18 protein-coding genes and 1 pseudogene are annotated in these 25,235 nt (G+C 68.7%); 12 read left to right on the top strand and 7 right to left on the bottom strand.

The annotated features are described in order from the left end of the window. Window positions 1–40 precede the first annotated feature (40 nt). Window positions 41–1,570: a transglycosylase SLT domain-containing protein gene (locus ABNX08_RS03565; RefSeq protein ID WP_349605685.1), complete on the top strand. Its 1,530-nt coding sequence runs from the start codon at window positions 41–43 to the stop codon at window positions 1,568–1,570. Window positions 1,571–1,650: 80 nt separating this feature from the next. On the opposite strand, the gene ABNX08_RS03560 is transcribed toward ABNX08_RS03565, so the two are convergent. From ABNX08_RS03560 to ABNX08_RS03550, 3 genes and pseudogenes are all read right to left on the bottom strand, one after another. Further along, a complete protein-coding gene (locus ABNX08_RS03560; RefSeq protein WP_022533800.1) occupies window positions 1,651–1,938 on the bottom strand; it encodes a winged helix-turn-helix domain-containing protein in 288 nt (95 codons plus the stop codon). 217 nt (window positions 1,939–2,155) lie between these two features. Further along, entirely contained in the window at window positions 2,156–2,527 is a 372-nt protein-coding gene (locus tag ABNX08_RS03555) for a cupredoxin domain-containing protein (protein WP_022533799.1), read from the bottom strand. 3 nt (window positions 2,528–2,530) lie between these two features. Continuing rightward, a pseudogene (locus ABNX08_RS03550) lies at window positions 2,531–3,419 on the bottom strand (metallophosphoesterase); the annotation flags it as partial. 177 nt (window positions 3,420–3,596) lie between these two features. Here ABNX08_RS03550 and ABNX08_RS03545 point away from each other — a divergent pair. Together ABNX08_RS03545 and ABNX08_RS03540 are read left to right on the top strand one after the other, a co-directional pair. Beyond that, on the top strand, window positions 3,597–4,229 hold the full coding sequence (locus tag ABNX08_RS03545; protein ID WP_022533797.1) for an RNA polymerase sigma factor: 633 nt from the start codon (window positions 3,597–3,599) through the stop codon (window positions 4,227–4,229). Further along, entirely contained in the window at window positions 4,216–5,019 is an 804-nt protein-coding gene (locus tag ABNX08_RS03540; RefSeq protein WP_022533796.1) for an anti-sigma factor, read from the top strand. Before ABNX08_RS03545 ends, ABNX08_RS03540 begins: the two co-directional genes overlap by 14 nt. 36 nt (window positions 5,020–5,055) lie before the next feature. Here ABNX08_RS03540 and ABNX08_RS03535 read toward each other — a convergent pair whose 3' ends face one another. Next, entirely contained in the window at window positions 5,056–7,314 is a 2,259-nt protein-coding gene (locus ABNX08_RS03535; RefSeq protein WP_374063645.1) for a molybdopterin cofactor-binding domain-containing protein, read from the bottom strand. A gap of 15 nt (window positions 7,315–7,329) precedes the next feature. Continuing rightward, window positions 7,330–7,794 (bottom strand): (2Fe-2S)-binding protein, encoded by a 465-nt coding sequence (locus ABNX08_RS03530; protein WP_022533794.1) that lies wholly within the window; start codon window positions 7,792–7,794, stop codon window positions 7,330–7,332. Window positions 7,795–8,210: 416 nt separating this feature from the next. Here ABNX08_RS03530 and ABNX08_RS03525 point away from each other — a divergent pair, with 416 nt between their 5' ends. Next, entirely contained in the window at window positions 8,211–9,257 is a 1,047-nt protein-coding gene (locus ABNX08_RS03525; RefSeq protein ID WP_041681257.1) for an acyltransferase, read from the top strand. 3 nt (window positions 9,258–9,260) lie between these two features. Here the strand turns inward: ABNX08_RS03525 and ABNX08_RS03520 are convergent, their stop codons facing one another. Beyond that, window positions 9,261–10,148, bottom strand: a complete 888-nt coding sequence (locus ABNX08_RS03520) for a c-type cytochrome (RefSeq protein WP_349605683.1) — start codon at window positions 10,146–10,148, stop codon at window positions 9,261–9,263. 99 nt (window positions 10,149–10,247) lie between these two features. Next, a complete protein-coding gene (locus ABNX08_RS03515) occupies window positions 10,248–10,652 on the bottom strand; it encodes a nuclear transport factor 2 family protein (RefSeq protein WP_349605682.1) in 405 nt (134 codons plus the stop codon). Window positions 10,653–11,021: 369 nt separating this feature from the next. On the opposite strand from ABNX08_RS03515, the gene ABNX08_RS03510 reads away from it, so the two are divergent. The 8 genes from ABNX08_RS03510 to ABNX08_RS03475 all read left to right on the top strand — a co-directional run bounded on the left by ABNX08_RS03510 (window position 11,022) and on the right by ABNX08_RS03475 (window position 25,229). Then, on the top strand, window positions 11,022–14,408 hold the full coding sequence (locus ABNX08_RS03510; protein WP_349605681.1) for a diguanylate cyclase: 3,387 nt from the start codon (window positions 11,022–11,024) through the stop codon (window positions 14,406–14,408). Between the two features lie 91 nt (window positions 14,409–14,499). Beyond that, on the top strand, window positions 14,500–15,201 hold the full coding sequence (hutC, locus tag ABNX08_RS03505) for a histidine utilization repressor (protein ID WP_374063668.1): 702 nt from the start codon (window positions 14,500–14,502) through the stop codon (window positions 15,199–15,201). Between the two features lie 666 nt (window positions 15,202–15,867). Beyond that, entirely contained in the window at window positions 15,868–17,541 is a 1,674-nt protein-coding gene (gene hutU / locus ABNX08_RS03500; RefSeq protein WP_349605679.1) for a urocanate hydratase, read from the top strand. A gap of 93 nt (window positions 17,542–17,634) precedes the next feature. Beyond that, on the top strand, window positions 17,635–18,933 hold the full coding sequence (locus ABNX08_RS03495) for an MFS transporter (protein ID WP_349605678.1): 1,299 nt from the start codon (window positions 17,635–17,637) through the stop codon (window positions 18,931–18,933). Beyond that, on the top strand, window positions 18,930–19,895 hold the full coding sequence (gene hutG, locus ABNX08_RS03490) for a formimidoylglutamase (protein WP_022533786.1): 966 nt from the start codon (window positions 18,930–18,932) through the stop codon (window positions 19,893–19,895). Before ABNX08_RS03495 ends, hutG begins: the two co-directional genes overlap by 4 nt. A gap of 563 nt (window positions 19,896–20,458) precedes the next feature. Next, complete coding sequence (locus ABNX08_RS03485; protein ID WP_349605677.1) at window positions 20,459–21,769, top strand: dicarboxylate/amino acid:cation symporter; 1,311 nt, start codon at window positions 20,459–20,461, stop codon at window positions 21,767–21,769. Window positions 21,770–21,940: 171 nt separating this feature from the next. Then, window positions 21,941–23,911, top strand: coding sequence for an ATP-binding protein (locus ABNX08_RS03480; RefSeq protein ID WP_022533784.1), 1,971 nt, complete (start codon window positions 21,941–21,943; stop codon window positions 23,909–23,911). Further along, window positions 23,901–25,229 (top strand): sigma-54 dependent transcriptional regulator, encoded by a 1,329-nt coding sequence (locus ABNX08_RS03475; RefSeq protein WP_349605675.1) that lies wholly within the window; start codon window positions 23,901–23,903, stop codon window positions 25,227–25,229. The genes ABNX08_RS03480 and ABNX08_RS03475 overlap by 11 nt, the downstream gene beginning before the upstream one ends. The last annotated feature ends 6 nt before the right edge of the window (window positions 25,230–25,235 follow it).

Raw genomic sequence — 25,235 nt, 5'->3', positions numbered from 1 at the left:
GGGAGTCGCGCGTCTTTCCGCCCGGCTTGCCATCTCCGCCATGCCCGTCGTTCGCCCGCACCACTGGTTAGCAGGCCTGCTCCTGTCCGGCCTGATGGGCGCGTTCAGCCTGTGCAGCACGTATGCCGTAGCGCAGCAGAAGCCGGCACCGGCGTCCGCACCCGCTGCGAAAGCCGCGGCCGGCACGGCAGCTCCCGCGGCCCCGCGCGGCCTCAGTCTGGCCAACAAGCCGCGCACGGGCGATTTCGACACGATGCTCAACAGCCGCGTCATCCGCGTGCTGGTGCCATACAGCCGCACGCTCTACTTCAGCGACAAAGGCCATGAGCGCGGACTGACGGCAGAGCTGGTGCGTGCCTTCGAGCGCTACCTGAACAAGACCTACGCCGACCGCCTTGGCAAGCGCCCCCTCACCGTCATCATCATCCCCACCACACGCGACCGCCTGCTGCCCGACCTGGCGGCGGGCCTGGGCGATATCGCCGCCGGCAACCTGACCGAGACCGAAGCGCGGCTGAAGCTGGTCGACTTTGCCGCGCCGCGTGACCGCAAGCCGGTGCGCGAGCTGATCGTGACCGGCCCGAAGTCACCGGCGCTGAAGAGCCTGGACGACCTGGCGGGCAAGACCGTCCACGTGCGCCGCGCGAGCAGCTATTACGAAAGCCTGACCGCACTGAACAATCGCCTGCGCGAGTCCGGCAAGGCTCCAATGCAGCTGGTGATGCTGCCCGATGCCCTCGAAGACGAAGACGTGCTCGAGATGGTCAATGCGGGACTGCTGGCGATCGTCGTGGTCGATGACTGGAAGGCGGCAATGTGGGCGCAGATCCTGCCTGACATCAAGGTGCACCAGGACCTCGCCGTGCGCGAAGGCGGCTATGTCGGCTGGGCCTTCCGCAAGAACAGTCCACAGTTGCGGCAGGCGATCGACGATTTCTATGTCAACCACGTCAAGAAGCAGGGCGTGGCGGAATACCTGCTCAAGCAATCCATGCGCCGGATCAAGCAGATCAAGAACAACACCGACGACGCCGAATACAAGCGCTTCCAGCAGACCGTTGCCTTCTTCGAGAAGTACGGCAAGGACTATGGCTTCGACCCGCTGATGCTGGCGGCACAGGGCTTCCAGGAATCACAGCTCAACCAGCAGGCGCGCAGCCGTGTGGGCGCCGTCGGCATCATGCAGATCATGCCCGCCACCGGCAAGGAATTGAACGTGGGCAACATCCAGATGGTCGAGTCCAACATCCACGCCGGCGCCAAGTATATGGACCGGCTGATGACAAAGTACTTCCCCGACGCGCACTTCTCGGAATCCAACCGCCCCCTGTTCGCCTTCGCCAGCTACAACGCCGGGCCGGGCAATATTGCCAAGATGCGCAAGGAGGCAGCGGCGCGCGGGCTGGATCCCGACAAGTGGTTCAACAATGTCGAGATCGTGGTGGCGGAGAAGATCGGCATCGAAACCACCACCTATGTGCGCAACATCTTCAAGTACTACGCGGCATACCGGCTCATGCAGGAAAGGCAGGCCGCGCGTGAGCGGGCACTGAAGCAGGTCCAGCAGTAGGCAACCGAGCTGGCGCCCGCGCTGGCGTGAAGGATGTGGAGCCTGGCCGCAGCAACATGCGTCCGGTCAGGTCGCGAGGATCAGTCAGCCAGGCCGCTGCCGTCGATATAGCCCAGCGCGTCGCGTACCGCGCGCCGGGCCTTGAGCACGTAGCAGACCTGGCGCTCGCGGATGGACAGTGCCACCACTTCAGCCTGCATCAGTTCCTGGAACACGTGCGCGGCGCGCGGCAGGCTCAGCCCGGCCAGTCGCGCCAGCTCGGCGGCGGGCAGCCCGTCCTCGCCGGCTTCCAGCAGCGCGCGGCAGATCGTGGCCCGCGCGGGCTGGGTCATCAGGGCAAGCGTCAGCGCGCTCTCTTGGGTCTCCATGGCCACACCTCGATCCTCTGGCATTGTGCTTTGCCGCGCATGACGGGCGGCTGCCGGCCCTCTCCAGGCGCCGTTTTCCTACGTTCTACGCGGCTCGCGGGGCAAAGGCAATAGAGCAGCCTATGGGCTGCGCGATTACAACACGCTGCCGCAGGCCCGCAGGCCGGCCAGGGCGGTCGGCAGGCGGCGCCTGTGTGATCCGCCGGTGTGATCTCGCCTATGTGACCTCGATAATGCCGTTCATCGTCTCATGCCCCGATCCGCAAAAGATGTCGCACAGGAAGCCGTAGTTGCCGCGGCCGCGCGCCGTTGCCGGTAAACGCACGGTCACGCCCGGCGCCACGTCGGCACGCACGCCGAAATCCGGCACGCTGAAGCCCATGATCACGTCCTGTGCCGTGAGTTCGAATACGACCGGCTCGCCGGCACGCAGCGGGATGTGATCCGGGGTAAAGACGAACTTGCGCGCATGGATGCGGATAACGCGCGGCGCAGCCGCATCGCCCCGGCCGGCACCGGCCAGCATGGCCGCGCCGAGGCCAAGCATCCAGCCCAGCGCCGTGCGCCGGCCGAGCAGCGATGAATTCATGGCGGGCTCCGGCTCAGGTCGCGATCGGTTGCTCGGCCAGCGCGAACGCGCCCGGCGCCGGTTTCGCTTCGACCTCGCGCCAGCCCAGTCCGCGATAGGGCTGCGCGGCGTCCCATGGCACCGGCAGGCGCTGCGGCTGCGAGCCCGGCGGCGGCAGCGGGAACATCAGCGAGCGCGCGGCGTGGTGCGCAATGTGGCGCGTCATGTGGTGATGCTCCTGATGGATATGGCCGTAGAACACGGTCACGTTCGGATAGGGCATCAGCGTGTCGATCACCTGCGCACCGTCGCGCGTGGCCCAGTCCCATTGCGGATACAGGTCGAACAGCGGGCGGTGCGTGAACACCACGATGCGCGCGCCCTTTGGTTGCCGCGCCAGGTCCGCCGCCAGCCACGCGCGTTGCGCATCCCCGACCCGCCCCGCCGGATCGGACACGTTGTCGAGTACGACAAAATGCACGCCTTTGTGATCGAAGGTGTAGTGCGTCGGCCCGAACAGCTCCTGGTAGGCCGCACCCGCATCGAGGCTGGCGTCGTGCTCGCCCGGCATCAGGTGGATCGTGCTGACGCCCAGGCCGGCAATGACCGACTGGAACTCGCGCAGGCGGCGCCTGCGCTCCTGCGGGTCGTCAGTAGTGTGCGTGAGATCGCCGGTAAACATGATGAAGTCCGGCGGCTGGCGCAGCGCATTGACGGCGGCGATGGCCTTGGGCAGCGTGCCCCGCGCATCGGGGTTGGCCGGCCCCTGGAAGCCCCAGTGCGCATCCGAAAGCTGGACAAAGTAGAAATCCTCATCGCGCCCAAAGGCCCAGCCCGGCAGGCCCGATGCAAAGACCGCGCCGCCGGCGGCGCCTGCCAGCCTCAGGAAATCGCGTCGCTTCAGTGTGTCCATGGTGCCTCCGTCGCATGGTTGCAGGGATGTGCCTGTCATACCGGCTTGCGGGAGGCTTTATTCCCGGTAATGCCGATCCGGCAAAAATCCGTCCGCACCGGGAATAAACTGAGTGGAACCCCGGTATACCCGGGACGTGCGCCACCGGCGCCGGCGCACAAACCGACCGAGGCACGCATGCAGCACGCATCCGACGATCGCCGCCGCTTCGATGAACTGGTGCTCCCGCAACTGGACGCCGCCTACAACCTCGCGCGCTGGTTGTCGGGCAGCGCCAGCGAGGCCGACGACGTGGTTCAGGAAGCCTTCCTGCGCGCTTACCGGCTCTTTGGCAGTTTCCACGGCGACCAGCCGCGCCCGTGGCTGCTGGCCATCGTGCGCAATACGTGGTTCACCGCCTGCCAGAAGCGCAAGTCCGCCGGCGAGGTGTGCAGCTATGACGACCTGCACGAGAACCAGCCCTTGCCGGCCTGGCACGATGGCCAGGACAGCCCCGAGCAGTGGCTGCTGCGGCAGGAAGACGTGCGTCTGGTGCACCGTGCGCTGGAGCAGCTTCCGGTGGCCTACCGCGAAGTGCTGGTGCTGCGCGAACTGGAGGAACTGCCCTACCGCGACATTGCTCGCGTCGCGGATATCGCCATCGGCACGGTCATGTCGCGGCTGGCGCGCGGGCGGCGGATGCTGGCGGCGGCTGTGACGGCGCTGCAGCAGCAGGGCACGGCGCAAGCGCCGGCACACGCACGCCCGCCATCCGCTGGGCTGGCGCCGGCACCGCACCCCGCCAGGGAGACAGGTCATGGACTGCAATGAGGTTTGCGAACTGCTCCCCGCGTGCGCCGACGACGAACTCGGCGCGGCGGAAAGCCTGCGCCTGGAGCAGCACCTGGCGCAATGTGCCGCGTGCTCGGCCGAACTGGGACGCCTGCGCGCGCTGCGCACTGCCGTACGGGAAGGCGCGACTTATCATCGCGCAAATCCCGCCCTGCGCGCCCGGATCGCTGCCGCGCTGCCTGCGGCCGGCCTTCCGGCAGGTGGTGAGGCATCACGCCGACGCTGGCTTGAGTGGTTTGCCTGGCGCCCGGCCGTTAACGCCGGGCTGGCGGCACTGACCGTGGCATCGATGGCGTTCGGGCTGACTTTGTTCATGTTGCGGGATTCCCCGCAAGACGCCCTGGCCCGGGAGGTGGTCAGCAGCCACGTGCGCGCGCTGATCGCCGACCACGCCGTCGACGTGGCATCGACGGATCGCCACACGGTCAAGCCGTGGTTCAACGGGCGGCTCGACTACGCGCCGCCGGTCCATGACATGGCGGCCGAGGGCTTTCCGCTCGTCGGCGGACGGCTCGACTACATCCATGGGCAGCGGGTGGCGGTGCTGGTCTATCGACGCAACCAGCATCCGATCGATGTGTTCGTGCTGCGCGGCGCGGGCACGCGCGAGGCAGCGCTGGACCTTGACGGCACCCTGACCCGACAGGGCTACCAGATCGCGCACTGGCAGGCAGGCGGCATGGACTACTGGGCCGTGACCGATGCCTCGGGGGCCGACCTGCAACGCTTCAGCAAGGCATGGCGAATGGCCGGCGGCAGCACGCAATGACGTGCGCACCGCCGCCGGTCATACTGCCCGCTCCGCCTACGCCATCACGAACGGCAATTGCCGCTGGCGCTTGCCCGTCAGCGTGAACAGCGCGTTGGCCACCGCCGGCGCGAGCGGCGGCACACCGGGCTCGCCCAGGCCGGTGGGATTCTCCTGCGAGGGCACGAAGAACACGTCCACCACCGGCGCATCGGTGATGCGCGGCGGCGGATAGTCCGGGAAGTTGCTGTTCTTCACGGCGCCGTATTCGATCTCGATGGCAAACCCCGGCTTGGTCATGGCCAGCCCGAAGATGCACGCGCCCTGGATCTGGGCTTCGGCCGACATCGGGTTGACCACGCGGTTGGCATGCACGCCGGCGGTGACGCGGTGCACGCGCGGCTCGCCCTTCACCACCGAGACGTCGACCACGTAGGCTACCACGGTGTTGAACGACTCGTGCACGGCCACGCCCCAGGCATGGCCCTTGGGCAGCTTGCGCTTGCCGTAGCCGGACTTGTCCACCGCCAGCTGCAGCGCGGCGCGGTGGCGCGCGTGCTTCTTCTCGTCGAGCCGGGCCAGGCGGAATGCCACCGGATCCTGCTTGGCGGCGGCGGCCATTTCGTCGGCCAGCGTTTCCTTGACGAAGGCGGTATGCGTATTGCCCACCGAGCGCCACCACAGCACCGGCACGTCCACCTGCGGGTGGTGCACCGACATCTGCAGGGGCAGGTCGTAGTCGTTCTCGACGATGCCTTCGGTCATGGTGGCGTCGACGCCGTTCTTGACCATGAAGGCCTCGAACGGCGTGCCCTTCAGGATCGACTGGCCGACGATGGTATGCTGCCAGCCCACCACCTTGCCCTGCGCATCCAGCCCGATGCGGGCGCGGTGCAGGTGCAGCGGGCGGTAGTAGCCGCCGCGGATATCGTCCTCGCGACTCCAGATCACCTTGAGCGGCTCGGCGTGGCCCGCCGCGACCCAGGCTTTGAGTACGTTGGCGGCTTCCACGATGTAGTCGGAGGTCGGCACCGCACGCCGGCCGAAGCCGCCGCCGGCCATCATGGTGTTGAGCACGACCTTGTCCGGCGCGAGGCCCAGCGTGCGCGCGATCGCGGCCTGGTCGACGGTCTGGAACTGCGAGCCCACCCATACCTTGACCGCCTGCACCTTGCCGCCGGCAACCTCGGGCTGCAGCGTGCAGTTGAGCGGCTCCATCGGCGCGTGCGCGAGGTATGGGAAGCGATAGTCCGCCTCGATCTTGCGCGCCGCGCCGTTGATGGCGGCACCGATATCACCCTCACCCGGGCGCGCCACCGTGCCCGGTTGCGCGGCAAGCTTCGCGTACTCGTCGAACAGCGCCTGCGACGACACCTTCGAGCCCGCGTCTTCCCACTGGATATCGAGCGCATCGCGGCCCATCTTGGCCGGCCAGTAGCCGCTGGCGATCACCGCCACGCCGCTGCCGCCGCGATCGACCGGCACCTGCATCACGCCGCGCACGCCCTGCACCGCGCGCGCCTTGTCGGCGTTGAAGCTCTTGACCTTGCCGCCGAAGCGCGGCGGGCGCGCCACCACCGCCACCACCATCTTGTCCAGGCGGGTATCAATGCCGAACGGCGTGGTCGCCTCCATCTTGCCGCGCGAGTCCAGCCGCGGCGTGGGCTTGCCGACGATGCGGAACTGCGACGGGTCTTTCAGCGTGACCCGCTGCGGCACGGGCAGCTCCATCGCCGCGGGCGCCAGTTCGCCGAAGGTGGCGCGATGACTGCCGGACGTGATGACGCCCTGCTCCACCTTGCAGCTGGCCGGATCGACCTTCCACTGCTGCGCGGCCGCCGCCACCAGCATGGCGCGGGGGCGCGCGCCCAGTTCACGGTATTGCTCGAACGAGTGGTTCAGCGCCGTGGAGCCGCCGGTCATCTGCATGCCGAAGGCGGGGTCCTTGTACGGGTCGCCGGCCGGTGCCAGCGTGGCGCGCACGTTGCGCCAGTCGGCGTCCAGCTCCTCGGCCAGCGCCATCGGCAGCGCGGTGTGCACGCCCTGGCCGAACTCAAGCCGGTTCACGGCCACGGTGACGGTGTTGTCCGGCGCGATGATCAGGAACGCCTGCGGCGGCGGCGCTGTGGTCCTGGGCCTGGCCGCGTCCTGCGCCTGCGCCAGCGGCGCCACGCCCAGTGCCAGCCCGCCGCCGGCCAGGCCGGTCAGCTTCAGGAAACTGCGGCGGTCCAGCGTGGCGATGCCGCCGTGTTGACGCGCTTCGCCATCATTGCCGCCCTGGCCGCCGGCCAGTGCCTCGATGCCTCGGATTCGCATAGTCAGTTCTCCCGCTCAGGCCAGCGCACGGGCGGCGTCTTTGATCGCCGCGCGGATGCGCTGGTACGTGCCGCAGCGGCACAGGTTGCCGGCCATGGCCTGGTCGATGTCGGCATCGGTGGGGCGCTTCTTGGTGCGCAGCAGGCCGATGGCGCTCATCACCTGGCCGTTCTGGCAGTAGCCGCATTGCGCGACATCGTGCTTGATCCACGCGTCGAGCACGGCGCGCCCGACCTTGTCGGTGGCGATGCCCTCGATGGTGGTGATGCGCGCGCCGGCGGCGGCGGATACCGGCGTCACGCAGCTGCGCGTGGCCTGGCCGTTGACATGCACGGTGCAGGCACCGCACGCGGCCATGCCGCAGCCGAACTTGGTGCCGGTCATGTCGAGGTTGTCACGCAGCGCCCACAGCAGTGGCGTGGACGGGTCCACGTCGACTTCACGGGTCTTGCCGTTGACGTTGATATTGAGGGTGGTCATGGGGGGACACTCCTTGGGTACGTTGCCCGCTTGTTCCTACGGGTGCTCCGGCCACCGCAATCGGCGCCGACAAGCGGCGCTGACGGCTGCGCAAGTGTGGCGGGGGCACGGCCCGAGCGCCGCAGCCTGGCGCAAGGGACAGGTGAGGATAGTGCAATTCCGGTCACCTTGCCGGACGCGGTGCGCTCTACCCTGCGCCCCGATCCGTTTTGCACGAACTTTGTGCAACGGGCCGCTGTCAGTCATGGATTCATCGCTTTTCGATTCGCTACGCTGAAACAGTGCCGTCGACTATTCCAGAACACCACCTTCCCCGGGCCGGCACCGCATCAACGCCACGGGCCTCATCACCGCCGGCCCGATCTGCAGTCCGGGCACACGCGACCCAGTCCCCCACCCTCACCCGGCTCGACAGCATCCAGGCCCTGCGCGGACTGGCCGCTGCCTTCGTGGTGGTCTTCCACTCGGGCCTTGCGCTCGGCGGCCCGGACGCGCCGGTGCTCGGCTGGCTGACCGACAACGTGATCAAGCGCGGCCATGTCGGCGTCGATGTGTTCTTCGTCATCAGCGGCTTCATCATCGCGTGGGTCGCGGTGCTGGCCCGGCCCAGGCCGGAGCGCCCGCTCAGCTTCCTCATCCGCCGCGGTTTCCGGCTGGCGCCGCCGTACTGGACCATGTCGGCGATCCATGCGCTGCTGCTCAACCCGGTGACGCCGGCGGCGTTCGCCGCATCGCTGGTCTTCCTGCCGACTTCCACCGCGCAGGCGCCCTATTACGGTTATCCGGTGCTGTATGTGGGCTGGTCGCTCAACTATGAGCTGGCGTTCTACGGGGCCTTTGCGCTCGGCCTGCTGCTGGCCGGGCGGCGCGCGCTGCTGGTGGTGCTGGCGCTGTTCGCGCTGGCCACGCTGGTGCTGCCGTGGTGGCGCTTCGGCACGTTGGTGGCCGATCCCGCGCAGGGCTATCCGTTAGCCTCGCCGTGGCTGGCGATGGCGAGCAATCCGCTGGTGCTGGAGTTCCTGCTGGGCTGCGGGCTGGCGTGGGCCTATGCGCGCTGGCGCCACCTGCTGACGCCCGCGATCGCGCTGGGCATGCTGGCGATCGGCGGCGCGGCGTTCGCGCTGTCGCTGCCGCTGGTCGGGCCGGACTTCAGCCTGATCGGCCGTGGCCTGCCCGCAGCGCTGCTACTGGCCGGCGTGGTGGCGGCCGAGCACGCCGGCGTGCTGCGCGTGCCGCGGGCGCTGGTATGGCTGGGCGAGCTGTCGTTCGCGCTCTACCTGACCCACCCCACGGTGATCGAGGGCGTCAAGCGGCTGATGCCGCAACTGACGCCGGACCAGACCGGCCTGCAGCTGCTGCGCTTTGCCATCGACGCGGCGCTGGCGCTGGGCCTGGCGCTGCTGCTGCACCGCTGGGTCGAGCTGCCCGGCATCGCCGCCGGCCGGCGGCTGGCGCGCGGCTGAGCCTTACTTGCGCGGCATGCCGGCAAGGTAGAGGTACAGCGCCGTCAGCTCGGTATCGTTCATGCGCCCGAACGAATCGAAAGGCATGACGCGGCTCAGCTGCGTGCCGTCGGGCCGCTTGCCGCTGCGCATCATCTCGATAAAGGCCGAGGCCTGGCCGTAGCGCGACATCGCCCCGCCCGAGACCGGTCGCAGGTCCGCCGCGGGCGGCCAGTCCGGTGGCGCCCCGGGGATCTTGCCACCGCTGAAATCGTGCCCGTGGCAACCCAGGCAGGCATTGGCGACATAGCCGCCGTACTGCGCCGAGGCCGTCGGCACCATGGCAGGCTGCGCCGGCAGGCTGTGGTCGATCTTGGACGCCGCATCCCGCACCACGCCTACGCCGTACAGCGCGCGCACCATCCACGACAGGCGGATATCGGCCGGCGCGCCCATGCCCGGCGGCAGGCTGCGCAGATATCCCACGAGCGCTCCCAGGTCTTCGTCGCTCAGGCGGTTGTAGTCCTCGCTCGGCATGATCAGCAGCGGGCGGCCCGAAGGCGCCACGCCGTGCCGGATGCTCCTTACCCAGTCCACGTTCCGGTAGCCGGCGATGTCCGGGTTGCCCTGCGTCAGGTCGGGCGCGCGCACGCTCAGGCCGCTGGGATCGTCGAACACCTGCTTGCCGCCGGCGCCGGCGCCATGGCACTCCATGCAGCCGCGCGACTCATACAGGTACTTGCCGTGGGCGATCGCGGCGGCGTCCTCGCGCACGGCCACGGGCGTCACCTTGACCGGCACGATACGCGCCGCCTTGCGCTCGCCCACCCACACCGCGGCATAAGCCACCGCGGCGACCACCACGGCCGTGCCGGCCAGCCCCAACGCCGCCACTCGCAGAAAACGCGCCATTTGCCTTCCCCTGTCCGCCGCCCTGGATTCAGCAGCTTGCGGCCAGGGACCGGGGGGCTGTCTGTGGGGAAGGACACCAAGCGGCGGGGATCGCTCCGATCAGGCCAGCCCGGCCGGGGCGCGGTCGATAAAGCCGGTCATGCGCGCCAGCCGGCCGTCGGCCGACACGGTGGCGAAGTCCGTGCCGACCACCAGCGCGGGCTCGCCAGCCGGGCCCAGTTCCCAGGTAAAGCGCAGGTGCTCGCCGTGCGCGTCGACCGGGCTTACGCGGGTGAAGCGGAACCCGGGGAATTTCGCCTGCACCGCGGCGATCATGGCGTCGATGCCGGCATGGCCGTCGCCGCGCATCAGCGGATCGACATAGCTTGCCGATTCCGTCCACGCCAGCGCGATCAGCTCGCGCCGGCGCGCGGCATCGGTTTCATTCCAGGCGGCGAGGTAGCGGTCGGCGAGGGTGGCGAGGTCGGCAGCGGGGGTGGCTTGGGCTTGGATGGCAGCGGACATGGCGTTCTCCTGGTCTTGGTTGGGAATCCTGAAAGGCTGGCGTCAGGCCATGGCTGCATGATGGTCGCGGCGCCGCCGCGGCGCGATTACCCGTGAGGTTATTGGTGGGGTTACCGGGGGGAACAGCGAAGCTCGAAGCCCAGCTTGCGGACACCTCCTACCAAAAAATCGCCCTGAACACCAGTGGCAAATAACGCCCCCACCTGCCCGCTGTCCCTGTTATGGCGAGCCCCCCACCTCCGTTACATTCCGCTCTACGCTGGCCGGCAGTGCGTCCGCGCGCGGCCGGCGGCCTAAGCCGCCCGGGGCGCGCCGACGCTGCCGACATCCTCCCAACCCATCATCACCGCCTTCGCACCACTCCCGTCCATGACGCCCGACACGGCCCCACCGAGCCACCAGGCCGCCACCGCCCTCCCCGCTCCGCCGCGCCGCCGCTGGCAGCCCTTGCTGCTGGCGGGCACCGGCTTTTTCGTGCTGGCGGCGGCGGGCCTCTGGCTGGCGCGACTGCCCGGCACCGTAGCGGCGATCTGGCTGGCCAATGCCTTCGGGCTGGGGCTGCTCTTGCATCGCCCGCGCGGGGAGGGGCCCTGGCTGCTGGCGGGCATACTGGCCGCCGGCGTGCTGGCCAACCATGCCGCCGGCGACAGCCTCGGCACCGCGCTGATGCTGTCCGGCGCCAACCTGTTCGAGATCCTGTGCGCCGCCGGGCTGCTGCGCCTGCTGGACCGGCATGCCGGGCTCGATCGCCATGGCCCGCTGGCCGCCTTCGCGGTGATGCTGGCGGTGGCCGGCATCCTGGCACCGGCGCTGGGCGCCAGCGCCGGCGCCGTAATCATCGCGCATGCCTATGGCAGCCCCGTTGCGCCGGTGTGGTGGACCTGGTGGCAGTCGAGCACGCTGGGTATGGCGGTGCTGCTGCCGATGATGCTGTCGATGACGGCCGCGCGCGTGCGTGCCGCCTTCGCGCGGCCGCTGCTGGCGCCGCAGGCGGGCCTGCTGGCGCTGAGCCTTGGCTTCGGCGCCTTCGCCCAGTGGCAGGGCCACGACCCGTTCGCGGCGATGTCGCTGCCGCTGGTGCTGGTGGCGCTGGCCGGCAACCCGTTCGCCACTGCGCTGCTGACGCTGGTGGTCACGCTGGGCATGGAGGTGCTGATGCTTGCCGCCCACGGCCATGAGCCGGTGCCGCTGTCGGCGGCGGTGATCATGGTGTTCCCGGTCTGCATCGCCTACCTCACCGAGCAGAACCGGCACGGCGCCGCCAGCCTGCGCCGCAGCGACAAGCGCTTCCGTCAGGCGATGGAGCATTCGGCGATCGGCATGGCGCTGGTCGGCAGGGACGGCCGCTGGCAGACCGTCAACCGCGCCTTGACCGAGCTGCTCGGCTATAGCGCGGACGAACTGTGCGAACTCAGCTTCCAGCAGATCACCCACCCCGACGACCTGGACGACGACCTGCGCGCGGCCCGCAGCCTGCTGGCGGGCGAGGTCGAGTCCTACCGCCGGGAAAAGCGCTACCGCCACAAGGACGGCGAGTACCGCTGGGCGCTGCTGGCGGTATCGGTGGTGCGCGACGAGCACAGCGGCGAGCCGCAGCACTTCATCACGCAGGTCGAGGACATCCACACCCGCAAGTTGGCGCAGCAAGAACTGGAACGGCTGACGCGTCGCATCCAGCTGGCGGTGGAAGCCGGCGGCGTGGGCATCTGGGAGTGGGACTTCACCAGCGCCGGCATTACCTGGGACGCACGCATGCATGCACTGCACGGCACCGACCCCGCCGCGGGCGCGCCGGTGGTGGACCAGTGGATCGAGATGCTGCATCCGGAGGACGTCAACCGCGTCAGGGCCGAGATGCGCCAGACCATCCGCGGCGACGCCCCGTTTGACACCGAATACCGCATCGTGCGTCCCGGCGGCGAGGTGCGCCACGTGCGCGCGATGGCGACTGTTACCCGCAACCCCGACGGCATCGCCTACGCGCTGGTCGGCACCAACTGGGACATCACCGAGCAGCGGCACCTGACCGAGGCGTTGTTCGAAGAGAAGGAACGCCTGCACATCACGCTGCGCTCGATCGGCGATGCGGTGATCTGCACCGATGCGGCCATGCGCGTGACCTTCATGAACCCGATCGCGGAGCAGCTGACCGGCTGGACCATGGCCAGCGCCACCGGCCTGCCGCTGGAGCAGGTCTTCCGCATCGTCGACGAATCCACCGGCAACCCGATACCCAGCCCGGTCGAGGCCTGCCTGCGCACGCTCGTGCCCGCCTACCTGCAGGACGGCGCGGTGCTGCAGAGCCTGACCGGCGAGCGCCACGACGTGCAGGACTCGGCCGCGCCGGTGCTGACCGCGCGCGGCGAGGTGCTGGGCGCGGTGCTGGTGTTCCAGGACATCACCACCGCGCGCGCGCTGCAGCGCGAACTGGCGCGCTCGGCCATGCACGATGCGCTGACCGGCCTGCCCAACCGCACCTGGTTCGAGAAGCGACTGAGAGAGGCCTGCGATGCCGCGCGGCTGCAGGGCCACCGCGCTGCGCTGTGCTTTATCGACCTGGACCGCTTCAAGATCGTCAACGACACCGCCGGCCACGGCGCCGGCGACGTGCTGCTGCGCGAGCTGGGCTACCTGATCCGCAACCACGTGCGGCCCGACGACGTGCTGGCGCGCCTGGGCGGCGACGAGTTCGCGCTGCTGCTCAAGGACTGCACCGTGGACCAGGCCGAGCAGGTGTGCCAGGACGTGATCGACGCCATCCGCGGCCGCCGCTTCCCGTGGGAGGGGCGCGTCTACGACGTGGGCGCCAGCATCGGCATCGCCGCGATCGACCTCGACGTGCCGCCGGTCAGCGAACTGATGAGCCGCGCCGACGTGGCCTGCTACGCCGCCAAGGCCGCCGGCCGCAGCCGCGTCTCGGTCTACCGCCGCGGCGAGAGCGACGCGCGCCGTCACCACCGCGAGCTGGAAATCGCCGCCGGCATCCATTCCGCGCTGGAAGCCAACCGCTTCCGCCTGTTCGCGCAGGAGATCCGGGCGCTGCAGCCCGAGGATGCCGATGAGGGCAGCGAGCCCCGCCACATCGAGATCCTGGTGCGCATGGTCGACGAGCACGGCGAGCTGATCATGCCCGGCGCCTTTATCCCCGCGGCCGAGCGCTACGACCTGATGGGCCATATCGACCGCTGGGTGATCCACCACGTGCTGCGCGGCTACGGCGAGCGGCTGCGCGCGGTGCCGGGGCTGTCGGTGTCGATCAACCTGTCGGCCAACTCGCTGGGCGAGCCGTTCCTGCTACCCTTCCTGCATGCCGAGCTGGAAGCGAGCGCGCTGCCCGCCAGCCGCATCCGGCTGGAGATCACCGAGACCGCACTGATCAACAACATGTCCGCGGCCAACCGGCTGGTGCTGGAGATGCGGCGCGCGGGCTGCACGGTGTCGCTGGATGATTTCGGCTCGGGGCTGTCGTCGTTCGCGTACCTGAAGCAGTTCCCGGTGGACTACCTGAAGATCGACGGCAGTTTTATCCGGCAGCTCGCCGACAACGCGGTGGACCGGGAGATCGTCAGCTCGATCAACGATATCGGACACCGGCTCGGGGTGCTGACGGTGGCGGAGTGGGTGGAGGATGAACGCACGCTCGACGCGCTGCGCGCGATCGGCGTGGATTATGCGCAGGGGTATGCGATCGGGCGGCCGGAGCCGCTGGATGCGTTCCTGCAGTCGTGCGGGCCGCGGGATGTGGAGATGTCCTGACGGCGGCGGGCCTGCTGGCGCGGCGTGATAAATTCGGCGGCTCTCACCTCGCCTATCTAAGGGGAACCTGTTGTCGCTCGTGTCCGACTCTATGCCGGCGCCGCTTTATGCGCGCGTCAAGCAGCACATCAGCAGCAAGATTGCTGATGGTAGCTGGCCGCCCCATCATCGTGTGCCGTCGGAGACGGAGCTGGTGGAGGCGCTTGGGGTGAGCCGGATGACGGTGCATCGCGCGTTGCGGGAGTTGACGGCGGAGGGGATGTTGGTGCGGTTGCAGGGGGTTGGGACGTTTGTGGCCGAACCCAAGCGGGGGACTGCGCTGTATGCGGTCAACAATATTGCCGATGACATTGCTTCACGCGGGCATCGGCATCGGGCGCGGGTAATCAGTCTGGGTGAGGAGCGCGCCGGGCCGGCGCAGGCGGCGGCTTTGGATGTGGCGCTGGATCAGCGGGTGTTTCATTCGGTGATCGTGCATTACGAGGATGATGTGGCGATTCAGTTGGAGGATCGGTATGTCAATGCTGCGGTGGCGCCGGATTATCTGGAGCAGGATTTCACTCGGGACACGCCCTATCAATATCTCTCGCGCGTGGCGCCTTTGACTGAAGGCGAGCATGTGGTTGAGGCGGTGTTGGCGTTGCCTGAGGAATGCGGGTTGCTGAATATTGAGCGGGGCGAGCCTTGTTTGCTGATTCGGCGGCGGACGTGGTCTGCGGGGCGAGTGGTGACGTCGGTGCGGTTGGTGCATCCGGGGTCGTTGCATAGGTTGGAGGGGAGGTTTACGTCTTAGCGGTTTTGCGGGCTTGGATGTCGATAATCGATGGCACGTGTTGCTGGTGACATGTTGTCGTTGTTGAACCGCTTGGTTCCGCCCTCCTGGGCGGGTCACTTTTGTCCGAGCGACAAAAGTGACCAAAAGCGCGTCGCCTGAGCGGCTGGCTATCAAGGGGGCGCTTCTGGTCGGAGGGCTTTGGTTTCCGTGCGGCGCCCACCGACTGCGTTCTACTCCGCGAGTGTTCTTGAGCCCGTCACCGGCGTCGTCGCTGTGCGAGCGCAGCGACGCACTTCCCGGCGCGCGCGCCTCGCCCCAGCTGATGCGCCGCGCGCAGCGCAGCCGTAGGCGTTGACGCGATGCCCCAGTCAGCAGGCGGCCTACGCCCTGCATGGGGATCGTTCAAAAGTGGGCCTTCGCAAGGCACTGTCACTCACTCACATAGAAGCGGAAATCACCGCCGCCCGAACCACCAGCAGCGCCGGGCCGTCGAGCATCGACAAGACGTAACCCGTAGCGCACACCTCTTCCCACCTCTACCCAAAAACCACCCCAATCCACCCCCAAATCCGGGAATACCCCAATTCATCCATACTTGTATATACAAGACTATACATGCCTATGCGTCGCCGATAAAACCCAGTGCGCCGCCCCGTCCAAAGCTAGGCCCCAAAGGAGCACCCCGTGACCACCCCCACCCGCTTCCGCGACACCGAAATCCGCGCCCCCCGCGGCACCAAACTCACCGCCAAGAGCTGGCTCACCGAAGCCCCCTTGCGCATGCTGATGAACAACCTCGACCCCGAGGTCGCAGAAAACCCGAAAGAACTCGTCGTCTACGGCGGCATCGGCCGCGCTGCCCGCAACTGGGAATGCTACGACCGCATCGTCGAAGCCCTCACCCGCCTGGAAGACAACCAGACCCTGCTGGTCCAGTCCGGCAAACCCGTCGGCGTGTTCCAGACCCACCGCGATGCCCCCCGCGTGCTGATCGCCAACTCCAACCTGGTCCCCCACTGGGCCAACTGGGAACACTTCAACGAACTCGACGCCAAGGGCCTGGCCATGTACGGCCAGATGACCGCCGGCAGCTGGATCTACATCGGCAGCCAGGGCATCGTGCAAGGCACGTATGAAACCTTTGTCGAAGCCGGCCGCCAGCACTACAACGGCGACCTGAAGGGCCGCTGGGTGCTGACCGCTGGCCTCGGCGGCATGGGCGGCGCGCAGCCGCTGGCCGCGACGCTGGCCGGCGCCTGCTCGCTCAACATCGAATGCCAGCAAAGCCGCATCGATTTCCGCCTGAAGACCCGCTACGTCGACGAGCAAGCCACCGACCTGGACGACGCCCTCGCCCGCATCGACCGCTACACCTCGCAAGGCAAGGCCATCTCGATCGCCCTGTGCGCCAACGCCGCCGAAGTCCTGCCCGAGCTGGTGCGCCGCGGCGTGCGCCCGGACATGGTCACTGACCAGACCAGCGCCCATGACCCGCTCAACGGCTACCTGCCGGCAGGCTGGAGCTGGGACGAATATCGCGAGCGCGCGCAGCGCGAGCCGGCGGTGGTAGTCAAGGCCGCCAAGGCCTCGATGGCCGCGCACGTGCAAGCCATGCTCGCGTTCCAGAAGATGGGCGTGCCCACCTTCGACTACGGCAACAACATCCGCCAGATGGCCAAGGAAGAAGGCGTGGCCAATGCCTTTGACTTCCCCGGCTTCGTGCCCGCGTATATCCGCCCGCTGTTCTGCCGCGGCATCGGCCCGTTCCGCTGGGCCGCGCTGTCGGGCGATCCGCAGGACATCTACAAGACCGACGCCAAGGTCAAGGAACTGATCCCCGATGACGAGCACCTGCACCGCTGGCTCGACATGGCGCGCGAGCGCATCAGCTTCCAGGGCCTGCCGGCGCGCATCTGCTGGGTGGGACTGGGCCTGCGCGCCAAGCTGGGCCTGGCGTTCAACGAGATGGTGCGCAGTGGCGAGCTGTCGGCGCCGGTCGTGATCGGCCGCGACCACCTGGACTCCGGCTCGGTCGCCAGCCCCAACCGCGAGACCGAGGCCATGCAGGACGGCTCGGATGCCGTGTCCGACTGGCCGCTGCTGAACGCGCTGCTCAATACCGCCAGCGGCGCGACCTGGGTCTCGCTGCACCACGGCGGCGGCGTCGGCATGGGCTTCTCGCAGCATTCCGGTGTGGTGATCGTGTGCGACGGCACCGATGAAGCTGCCGCCCGCATCGCCCGCGTGCTGCACAACGACCCTGCCACCGGCGTGATGCGCCATGCCGACGCCGGCTACCAGATCGCCGTCGACTGCGCACGCGAGCAGGGCCTGGACCTGCCGATGTTGCGCGACTGACCCCCGCGGCCGACAAGAGCCGTTGTGCCGAGCCGGGCCGCTGAGCGCGCCCGGCCAACTCCATTCCCCCCTTTTAGGATTACGGAGACACCCATGTCCATCGACACCACCGCCGGCGTGGCGGTCGCGGCGCCGCAGCCGCAGCTGTCACGCACGCGCGCCATTGCCGCCATCACCATCGGCAATGGCCTGGAGTTCTACGATTTCGTGGTCTACAGCTTCTTTGCGACGCTGATCGGCCGCCTCTATTTCCCCGTCGACAATCCCACCGGGCAACTGCTGATGTCCTTCGCCACCTTCGGCGTCGGCTTCCTGATGCGCCCGCTCGGTGGCCTGCTGATCGGCATGTACGCCGACCGCGCGGGGCGCAAGCCGGCGGTGGCGCTGACGCTGTGGCTGATGGGCCTGAGTTCGCTGATCTTCGTGGTGACGCCGCCGTACGCGCAGATCGGCATCCTGGCGCCGATCATGGTGGTGGTGGCGCGACTGGTGCAAGGCTTTGCCATCGGTGGCGAGATGGGCGCATCGACCGCGCTGCTGCTGGAATACGCCGATGACCGCACGCGCGGCTTCTATACCGCGTGGCAGCCGTTCAGCCAGGGACTTGCTGCACTGCTGGGCGCGATTACCGGGCTGGTGCTGAGCAATCTGCTGGCGCCGGCGGAACTGGAAGCCTGGGGCTGGCGCCTCGCCTTCCTGATCGGCATCCTCGTCATCCCGGTCGGCCTCGTCATCCGCCGCCGGCTGGAAGAAACCGCCACGCCCGTGCGCCACGGCGAGCACGCCGCACAATGGCCGCTGCTGCGCCGCCACGGGCGCGAGATCATCGCCAGCATCCTGCTGATGATCGGCCTGGCCTCGTCGACCTATATCGTCGTGTACTACCTCAGCAACTACGCGGTCAGCGTGCTGAAGATGCCGCTATCGCTGGGCATCTGGGCGGCGTGCGTCGCGGCGCTGGTGCAGGTGGTGCTGTCGCCGTTCGCCGGCTGGCTGAGCGACCGCATCGGCCGCAAGACCGTGGTGCTGTGGTCGCGCGTGGCGCTGCTGGTGATGATCTACCCGGCCTTCGTGCTGATCAATGCCGAGCCGTCGCTCACGCGCCTGCTCGTGGTGGTGGGCTGCCTGTCGGTGCCGATGTCGATGACCGCGCCGGCCTCGATGGTGCTGGTCAGCGAGGTGCTGCCGCAGCGGCTGCGCGCCACCGGGCTGTCGATCGCCTATTGCGTGGCGATCGCGATTTTCGGCGGCTTTGCGCAGTATTTCTCGACCCGGCTGATCCAGGTCACCGGTGATGCCAATGCGCCGGCTCTGTACGTGATCGGCTGCGGGCTGGTGTCGCTGATCGGGCTGGCGATGGTGCCGGAAACGCTGGGGCGCCGCTTGAAATGAGCGAGCTTGCAACACTGGCGGCGCCGCTGGCACCGGATACGGTCTGGCGCGGCCGCCGCGATGCTGGCGAGGCGGGCGACACCCGCCGCCTGTTCGAGATCGTCGCGGGGTGCGCCACGGCGCGCGAGGCAGGCGTGCCGGTGCTGCTCGGCTTCTGCTGCGATGCCGGCGTGCTGCGCAACCAGGGCCGCCCCGGCGCCGCCGGCGGTCCGCGCGAAATCCGCCGCGCGCTCGCCGGCGTGCCGGCCCACGGCATCGGCCGCTTTATCGACGGTGGCGATATCGACTGCGAAGGCGATGCGCTGGAAGACGCGCAGCAGCGGCTGGGCGCAGCGGTCGCCGCCGAACTGGCCGCGGGCGCGTTCCCGCTGGTGCTGGGCGGTGGTCATGAAGTGGCTTGGGGCACGTGGCAAGGGCTGCGCGCGCACCTGGATGCGCGGGCTGACCGCGGCCGCGTGCTGATCGTCAACCTGGATGCCCACTTCGACCTGCGCAGCAGCCGGCCCGGCAGCTCGGGCACGCCGTTCGACCAGATTGCCACCGACTGCCTGCGCCGCGGCGACCGCTTCGACTATGCCTGCCTGGGTGTGAGCCGGCTCGGCAATACCGCCTCGCTGTTCGCACGCGCCAACGCGCTGGGCGTGCGCTATGTCGAGGATGTCGACATGCAGGAACGCCACCTCGAAGCACGCCTGGCCGCGCTGGACGAGTGGGTGGCCGACGCCGACCACGTCTACCTCACCATCGACCTCGACGTGCTGCCGGCGGCCGTGATGCCCGGGGTCTCGGCCCCGGCTGCCTATGGCGTGCCGCTCGCCGTGGTCGAGGCCATTACCACGCGGTTGCGCGACAGCGGCAAGCTGCGCGTGGCGGATATCGCCGAATTCAATCCCCTCTATGACCGCGACGGCTGCGGTGCGCGCGTGGCGGCGCGGCTGTGTTATCGGCTGCTCGGCGGCTAGCGCAAACCCCTCCTTTTCAGCCGTCCCAAAGCCCCTCGCCACCGCCCTCCGGCGGCCCCGGCGGGGGCGCCTCACCCGTCACTTCCCGCTCCGCCCCAACAGGTAATCTTGCGTGCCAGACTTGCGCAAATCCACGGGTTAACACCTAGAACGCCGTTCGGGTTTCCGAACGCCAACCTCGCAAGACAGTCCGGATTCCCGAACTGTGCGCCGGAAGCACATCATTTTCTCCTTTTGATTCAACGAGTTGCAGGGCAGCCGAGACCCCTCCCAGCTGGCACGGCGCGTGCAATATAGGCCGCCGCTAACAGCGCCCAACAGGTCGGCCGGCACGTTTCCCAGCGTCCCGGCCCATGCCAAAAAACAATGGAGGAAACACATGACTGACCCCGCCTTGCCCACCCCCCAGATCGCCGCCCCGGCGAACCGCAGGCACCTGTTGCCGCGCTGACAAAACACACGGCCGGCCCGGCGCCCCAAACGCCGTCCAGCCTTCCCGCAATACAGACGCCCGCCCCTGCATCAACACTCGCGAGGGAACGGACGCACAGGCCTGATCCACGATGAAACTGAATCGACTGCCCACCCTGATCTTCATTGCGATGCTGCTCGGCGTGCTGGTCGGCACCGCCGCGCACAACATGGCGCCGGACGCCGCCACCGCCAAATCGATTGCGGACCACCTGTCCATCCTGACCGACGTGTTCCTGCGGATGATCAAGATGATCATCGGGCCGCTGGTGTTCGCCACGCTGGTGGCCGGCATCGCCAGCATGGGCGACGGCCGCGCCGTGGGCCGCATCGGCCTGAAGGCGATGATGTGGTTTATCGCGGCCTCGATCACCTCGCTGCTGCTCGGCCTGGTGATGGCCAACCTGCTGCAACCGGGCCACGGCATGAACCTGCCGTTGCCGGCCGCTGACGCCGCCTCGAACCTGAAGACCGGCGCGCTGAACCTGCGCGACTTCATCGCCCACATGTTCCCCAAGAGCTTCGCCGAGGCGATGGCGCACAACGAGATCCTGCAGATCGTGGTGTTCTCGCTGTTCTTCGGCTTCGCGCTGGGCACCGTCAAGGACGGCGTGGGCAAGCCCGTGCTGCAAGCCATCGAGGGCCTGGCCGAGGTGATGCTGAAGGTCACCAACTACGTGATGGCGTTCGCGCCGGTGGGCGTGTTCGGCGCGATCGCTGCGGTGATCACCGCGCAGGGCCTGGGCGTGCTGGCCGTGTACGCCAAGCTGCTGGGCAGCCTGTACCTGGCGCTGGCGCTGCTGTGGGTGGCGCTGATCGCCGGCGGCTACTTCTTCCTGGGCCGTGACGTGTTCCGCCTGCTCAAGCAGATGCGCACCCCGCTGATGATCGGCTTCGCCACCGCCAGCAGCGAATCGGCCTACCCGAAGGTGATCGACCAGCTGACCCGTTTCGGCGTCAAGGAGCGCATCACCAACTTCGTGCTGCCGCTGGGCTACTCGTTCAACCTGGACGGCTCGATCATGTACACCTCGTTCGCCGCGCTGTTCGTGGCGCAGGTGTATGGCATCGAGCTGTCGCTGACCCAGCAGATCACCATGCTGCTGGTCCTGCTTATCACCAGCAAGGGCATCGCCGGCGTGCCGCGTGCTTCGCTGGTGGTGGTCGCCGCCGTGCTGCCGATGTTCGGCCTGCCGGAAGCCGGCATCCTGCTGGTGCTGGGCATCGACCACGTACTCGACATGGGTCGCACCGTGACCAATGTGCTGGGCAATGCGATTGCCACCGCCGTCGTCGCCAAAAGCGAAGGCGCCATCGGCGCGCCGGTACCGTCCGAGGAGGATGAACCCGTCGCGGATACCACCACCGGCCTGGCATCTGTCCAGGTCGTGGCGGGCAAGTAACAGCGTCCGCCAGGCGTGCCAGGGCCCGGTTGCCGACGAGGCAACCGGGCCTTTTTGCATTCGCGCGCAGGAACTGGCCGCTTCGGTGTGGTAAAAGTAGGCACCCGCGCCGGCCCCCTCGCCACCTGCTTGCGGCGCGGCGGCTATGCCACCTGCCTTACCCAACACCTGATGACCGGCCCGCTACACCCTCCCGGCGGCACCACCCGCTCGCCCTCCTCCGATGCAGCGTCCGCTGCCGGCACTGCCGGCGCCCCGGGCCTGGCGCGCCTGCCCCACGGCCTGCGCGGCGCTGCCCCGCTGCTGGCCTTGCTGGCGCTGGCGTTGCTGGTGGGCCTGGCGGGCGCGCTCGGCTACCGCTACAGCTATGACACCGCGCTGGCGCGCCAGGCCGAGCGTGGCCAGGTGCAGCTGCGCCTGTACACCCAGGCGCTGGAGAGCGAACTGGCGCACTACGACTACGTACCCGGCCTGCTGTCGCTGGACGAGCGCATTGCCGCGCTGCTGCTGCGCCCGGACGACCCCGCGCGCGCGGCGCGCGCCAATGACTATCTCGCCGCCCTCAATACCCGCGCCGGCACGCGCGTGGTCTACGTGCTGGATGCGCACGGCAAGGTGCTGGCCACCAGCAACTGGCAGCGCCCCGACAGCTACCTGGGCGAGGACCTGAGCTTCCGCCCCTACTTCCGCGCGGCCATGGACGGCCAGCTGGGGCGCTTCTACGGCGTGGGCACCACGCGCAGCGAATCCGGCTACTACCTGTCGGCGCCGCTGGGCGAGCGCGACAATCCGGCCGGCGTGGCGGTGGTCAAGATCGGCCTGGAGCCGCTGGAGAACCGCTGGCAGGGCGCCGACAGCCAGATGCTGCTGACCGACGAGAACGGCGTGGTGATCCTGGCCTCGGACCCGTCGTGGAAGCTGGCCGCGCTGCGCCCGCTGTCGGCCGAAGCGCGCGAGCGGCTGTCGCGCAGCCTGCAATACAACCGCGCCCCGCTGCCGCAACTGCCGCTGGAGACAGTGCGCAAGCTCGCCAATGGCAATGGCGGCAGCAGCGATGAACTGGTGCGCCTGCGCCGCGGCCCGCCGATGCTGGCGCAGCACGCCGCGCTGCCCGGCACCGACTGGCAACTGACGCTGCTGACCAATACCTCGCAGGCGCGCGTGGCCGCGCTCAACACCGCCGCGCTGGCGGGCGTGCTGACCGCCTTCGTGCTGCTGCTGGGCGCGGCCTGGAACGTGCGCCGGCGCATCGTCAACGAACGGCTGGCGGCGCGCGCGGCGCTGGAAGCGGCCAACAGCGAGCTGGAGCGCAAGGTGGCCGAGCGCACCGCCGACCTGTCCGCCACCAACCAGCGCCTGCAGGCCGAGGTGGCCGAGCGCATCCGCGCCGAGACCGTGCTGCGCCAGGCGCAGGACGGGCTGCTGCAGGCCGGCAAGCTGGCCGCGGTGGGCCAGATGTCGACCGGCATCGCGCATGAGCTGAACCAGCCGCTGGCGGCGCTGCGCACCATTTCCGGCAATACCGGCAAATTTCTCGAGCGTGGCGACTATGGCACGGTGCGCGCCAACCTCGACACCATCATCGGCCTGGTCGAACGCATGGGCCGCATCACCGGCGCGCTCAAGTCGTTCGCGCGCAAGTCCGGCAATGGCAAGCGCCAGGCCCGGCTGGCCGAGGCGGTGGACAACGCGCTGTTCCTGCTGCAGACCCGCGTGGACGCGGTCCAGCCCGAGCTGCAGCGCGATATCGACCCGACGCTGGCGGTGGTGTGCGATCCCAACCGCCTCGAGCAGGTGCTGGTCAACCTGCTCGGCAATGCGCTCGATGCCGTCTCCGGCAAGCCCGGGCCACGCATCGCGCTGCACGCGCACATCGGCGGAGGCATGGTCCACCTGACCGTGCGCGACAACGGTTCGGGCCTGTCGGAAGACGCCTTCGCGCGGCTGTTCGAACCGTTCTTCACCACCAAGCCCGCCGGGCAGGGACTGGGGCTGGGCCTGACGCTGTCGGCCGGCATCCTCAATGAAAGCGGCGGCAGCCTGTCCGCCACCAACCACCCCGACGGCGGCGCCTGCTTTACGCTGGTGCTGCCGCTGGCGCCGCAGGACGCCACCTCCAAGGACGCATCCCATGCCGGCTGAGCTGACCGTACTGATCGTCGAGGACGATGCCGACGTGCGCCTGGGCTGCGAGCAGGCGCTGCGCCTGGAAGGCATCGCCACGCGCGGCGTCGGCAGCGCCGAGGCCGCGCTGCGCGAGGTCGGCCCCGGCTATGCGGGCGTGGTCGTCAGCGACATCCGCCTGCCCGGCCAGGATGGCATGGCGCTGCTGGCGCAACTGCGCGAGCGCGACCCGGCGCTGCCGGTGATCATGATCACCGGCCACGGCGACGTCGGCCTGGCGGTGCAGGCGATGAAGCAAGGCGCCTACGACTTCCTGGAAAAACCATTCTCGCCCGAGCAACTGGTGGACGCCACCCGGCGCGCGCTGGAACAGCGCCGCCTGGCGCTGGAAGTATCAGAACTGCGCGATCGCCTGGCCGGACGCGAGAAACTCGAAACTCGCCTGATCGGCCATTCGCCTGCGGTCGAGCGGCTGCGCCGCCTGATCGCCGACCTCGGCGGCACCGACGCCAACGTGCTGATCCACGGCGAGACCGGCACCGGCAAGGAACTGGTGGCGCGCTGCCTGCACGAGTCCAGCCAGCGCCAGGCGCGCAACTTTGTCGCGATCAACTGCGGCGGGCTGCCCGAGCAGCTGTTCGAAAGCGAGATTTTCGGACACGAGGCGGGCTCGTTCACCGGCGCTGCGCGACGGCGCATCGGCAAGATCGAGCATGCCGAGGGCGGCACCCTGTTCCTCGATGAAATCGAGAGCATGCCGATGCCGTTGCAGATCAAGCTGCTGCGCGTGTTGCAGGAGCGCGTGGTGGAACGGCTCGGCTCCAACCAGCCGGTGCCGGTCAACGCACGCGTAGTGGCCGCCACCAAGGCTGACCTGCGCTTGCTGTCCGATGCCGGCCAGTTCCGCGCGGACCTGTACTACCGCCTGAACGTGATCACGCTGGAACTGCCGCCGCTGCGCGAGCGGCGCGAAGACGTGCCGGCGCTGTTCGAACACTTTGTCGCGCAGGCCGCGCTGCGCTTCGGGCGCGAGGCGGTGCCGGCCACCCCAGCCGAGCTGGCCGCGCTGGTGGCCTACCCGTGGCCAGGCAATGTGCGCGAGCTGCGCAACCTGGCCGAGCGCCACGTACTGGGGCTGGGCTGCAACCCGGGCCACGGCACCACCGCACCCGAGGCCCTGCCGCTGGCGCAGGCGGTCGAGCAGTTCGAGCGCGCGCTGATCGCCGACGCCATGCGGCGCCACGACGGCAACCTGAGCCGCGCCAGCGAAGCGCTGGGGGTGGCCAAGACCACGCTGTTCGACAAGGTGCGCAAATATGGGTTGCACGGGTTGTAAGCCAAC

This window comes from Cupriavidus sp. DF5525, assembly GCF_040149425.2.
Classification (GTDB): Bacteria; Pseudomonadota; Gammaproteobacteria; order Burkholderiales; family Burkholderiaceae; genus Cupriavidus; species Cupriavidus pickettii_A.
The sequence above is the reverse complement of the archived record's forward strand: the minus strand, read 5'-3'. Positions and strand labels throughout refer to the sequence as shown.

What these genes read in the sequence shown, in the direction of transcription:
- ABNX08_RS03520 (WP_349605683.1), bottom strand. Translation starts at nt 10,148, where the DNA reads ATGGCGCGTTTTCTGCGAGTGGCGGCGTTGGGGCTGGCCGGCACGGCC.
- ABNX08_RS03495 (WP_349605678.1), top strand. Translation starts at nt 17,635, where the DNA reads ATGTCCATCGACACCACCGCCGGCGTGGCGGTCGCGGCGCCGCAGCCG.
- ABNX08_RS03555 (WP_022533799.1), bottom strand. Translation starts at nt 2,527, where the DNA reads ATGAATTCATCGCTGCTCGGCCGGCGCACGGCGCTGGGCTGGATGCTT.
- ABNX08_RS03540 (WP_022533796.1), top strand. Translation starts at nt 4,216, where the DNA reads ATGGACTGCAATGAGGTTTGCGAACTGCTCCCCGCGTGCGCCGACGAC.
- ABNX08_RS03485 (WP_349605677.1), top strand. Translation starts at nt 20,459, where the DNA reads ATGAAACTGAATCGACTGCCCACCCTGATCTTCATTGCGATGCTGCTC.
- ABNX08_RS03510 (WP_349605681.1), top strand. Translation starts at nt 11,022, where the DNA reads ATGACGCCCGACACGGCCCCACCGAGCCACCAGGCCGCCACCGCCCTC.
- ABNX08_RS03545 (WP_022533797.1), top strand. Translation starts at nt 3,597, where the DNA reads ATGCAGCACGCATCCGACGATCGCCGCCGCTTCGATGAACTGGTGCTC.
- ABNX08_RS03565 (WP_349605685.1), top strand. Translation starts at nt 41, where the DNA reads ATGCCCGTCGTTCGCCCGCACCACTGGTTAGCAGGCCTGCTCCTGTCC.
- hutG (WP_022533786.1), top strand. Translation starts at nt 18,930, where the DNA reads ATGAGCGAGCTTGCAACACTGGCGGCGCCGCTGGCACCGGATACGGTC.
- ABNX08_RS03530 (WP_022533794.1), bottom strand. Translation starts at nt 7,794, where the DNA reads ATGACCACCCTCAATATCAACGTCAACGGCAAGACCCGTGAAGTCGAC.
- ABNX08_RS03515 (WP_349605682.1), bottom strand. Translation starts at nt 10,652, where the DNA reads ATGTCCGCTGCCATCCAAGCCCAAGCCACCCCCGCTGCCGACCTCGCC.
- ABNX08_RS03475 (WP_349605675.1), top strand. Translation starts at nt 23,901, where the DNA reads ATGCCGGCTGAGCTGACCGTACTGATCGTCGAGGACGATGCCGACGTG.
- ABNX08_RS03560 (WP_022533800.1), bottom strand. Translation starts at nt 1,938, where the DNA reads ATGGAGACCCAAGAGAGCGCGCTGACGCTTGCCCTGATGACCCAGCCC.
- hutC (WP_374063668.1), top strand. Translation starts at nt 14,500, where the DNA reads ATGCCGGCGCCGCTTTATGCGCGCGTCAAGCAGCACATCAGCAGCAAG.
- ABNX08_RS03535 (WP_374063645.1), bottom strand. Translation starts at nt 7,314, where the DNA reads ATGCGAATCCGAGGCATCGAGGCACTGGCCGGCGGCCAGGGCGGCAAT.
- ABNX08_RS03480 (WP_022533784.1), top strand. Translation starts at nt 21,941, where the DNA reads ATGACCGGCCCGCTACACCCTCCCGGCGGCACCACCCGCTCGCCCTCC.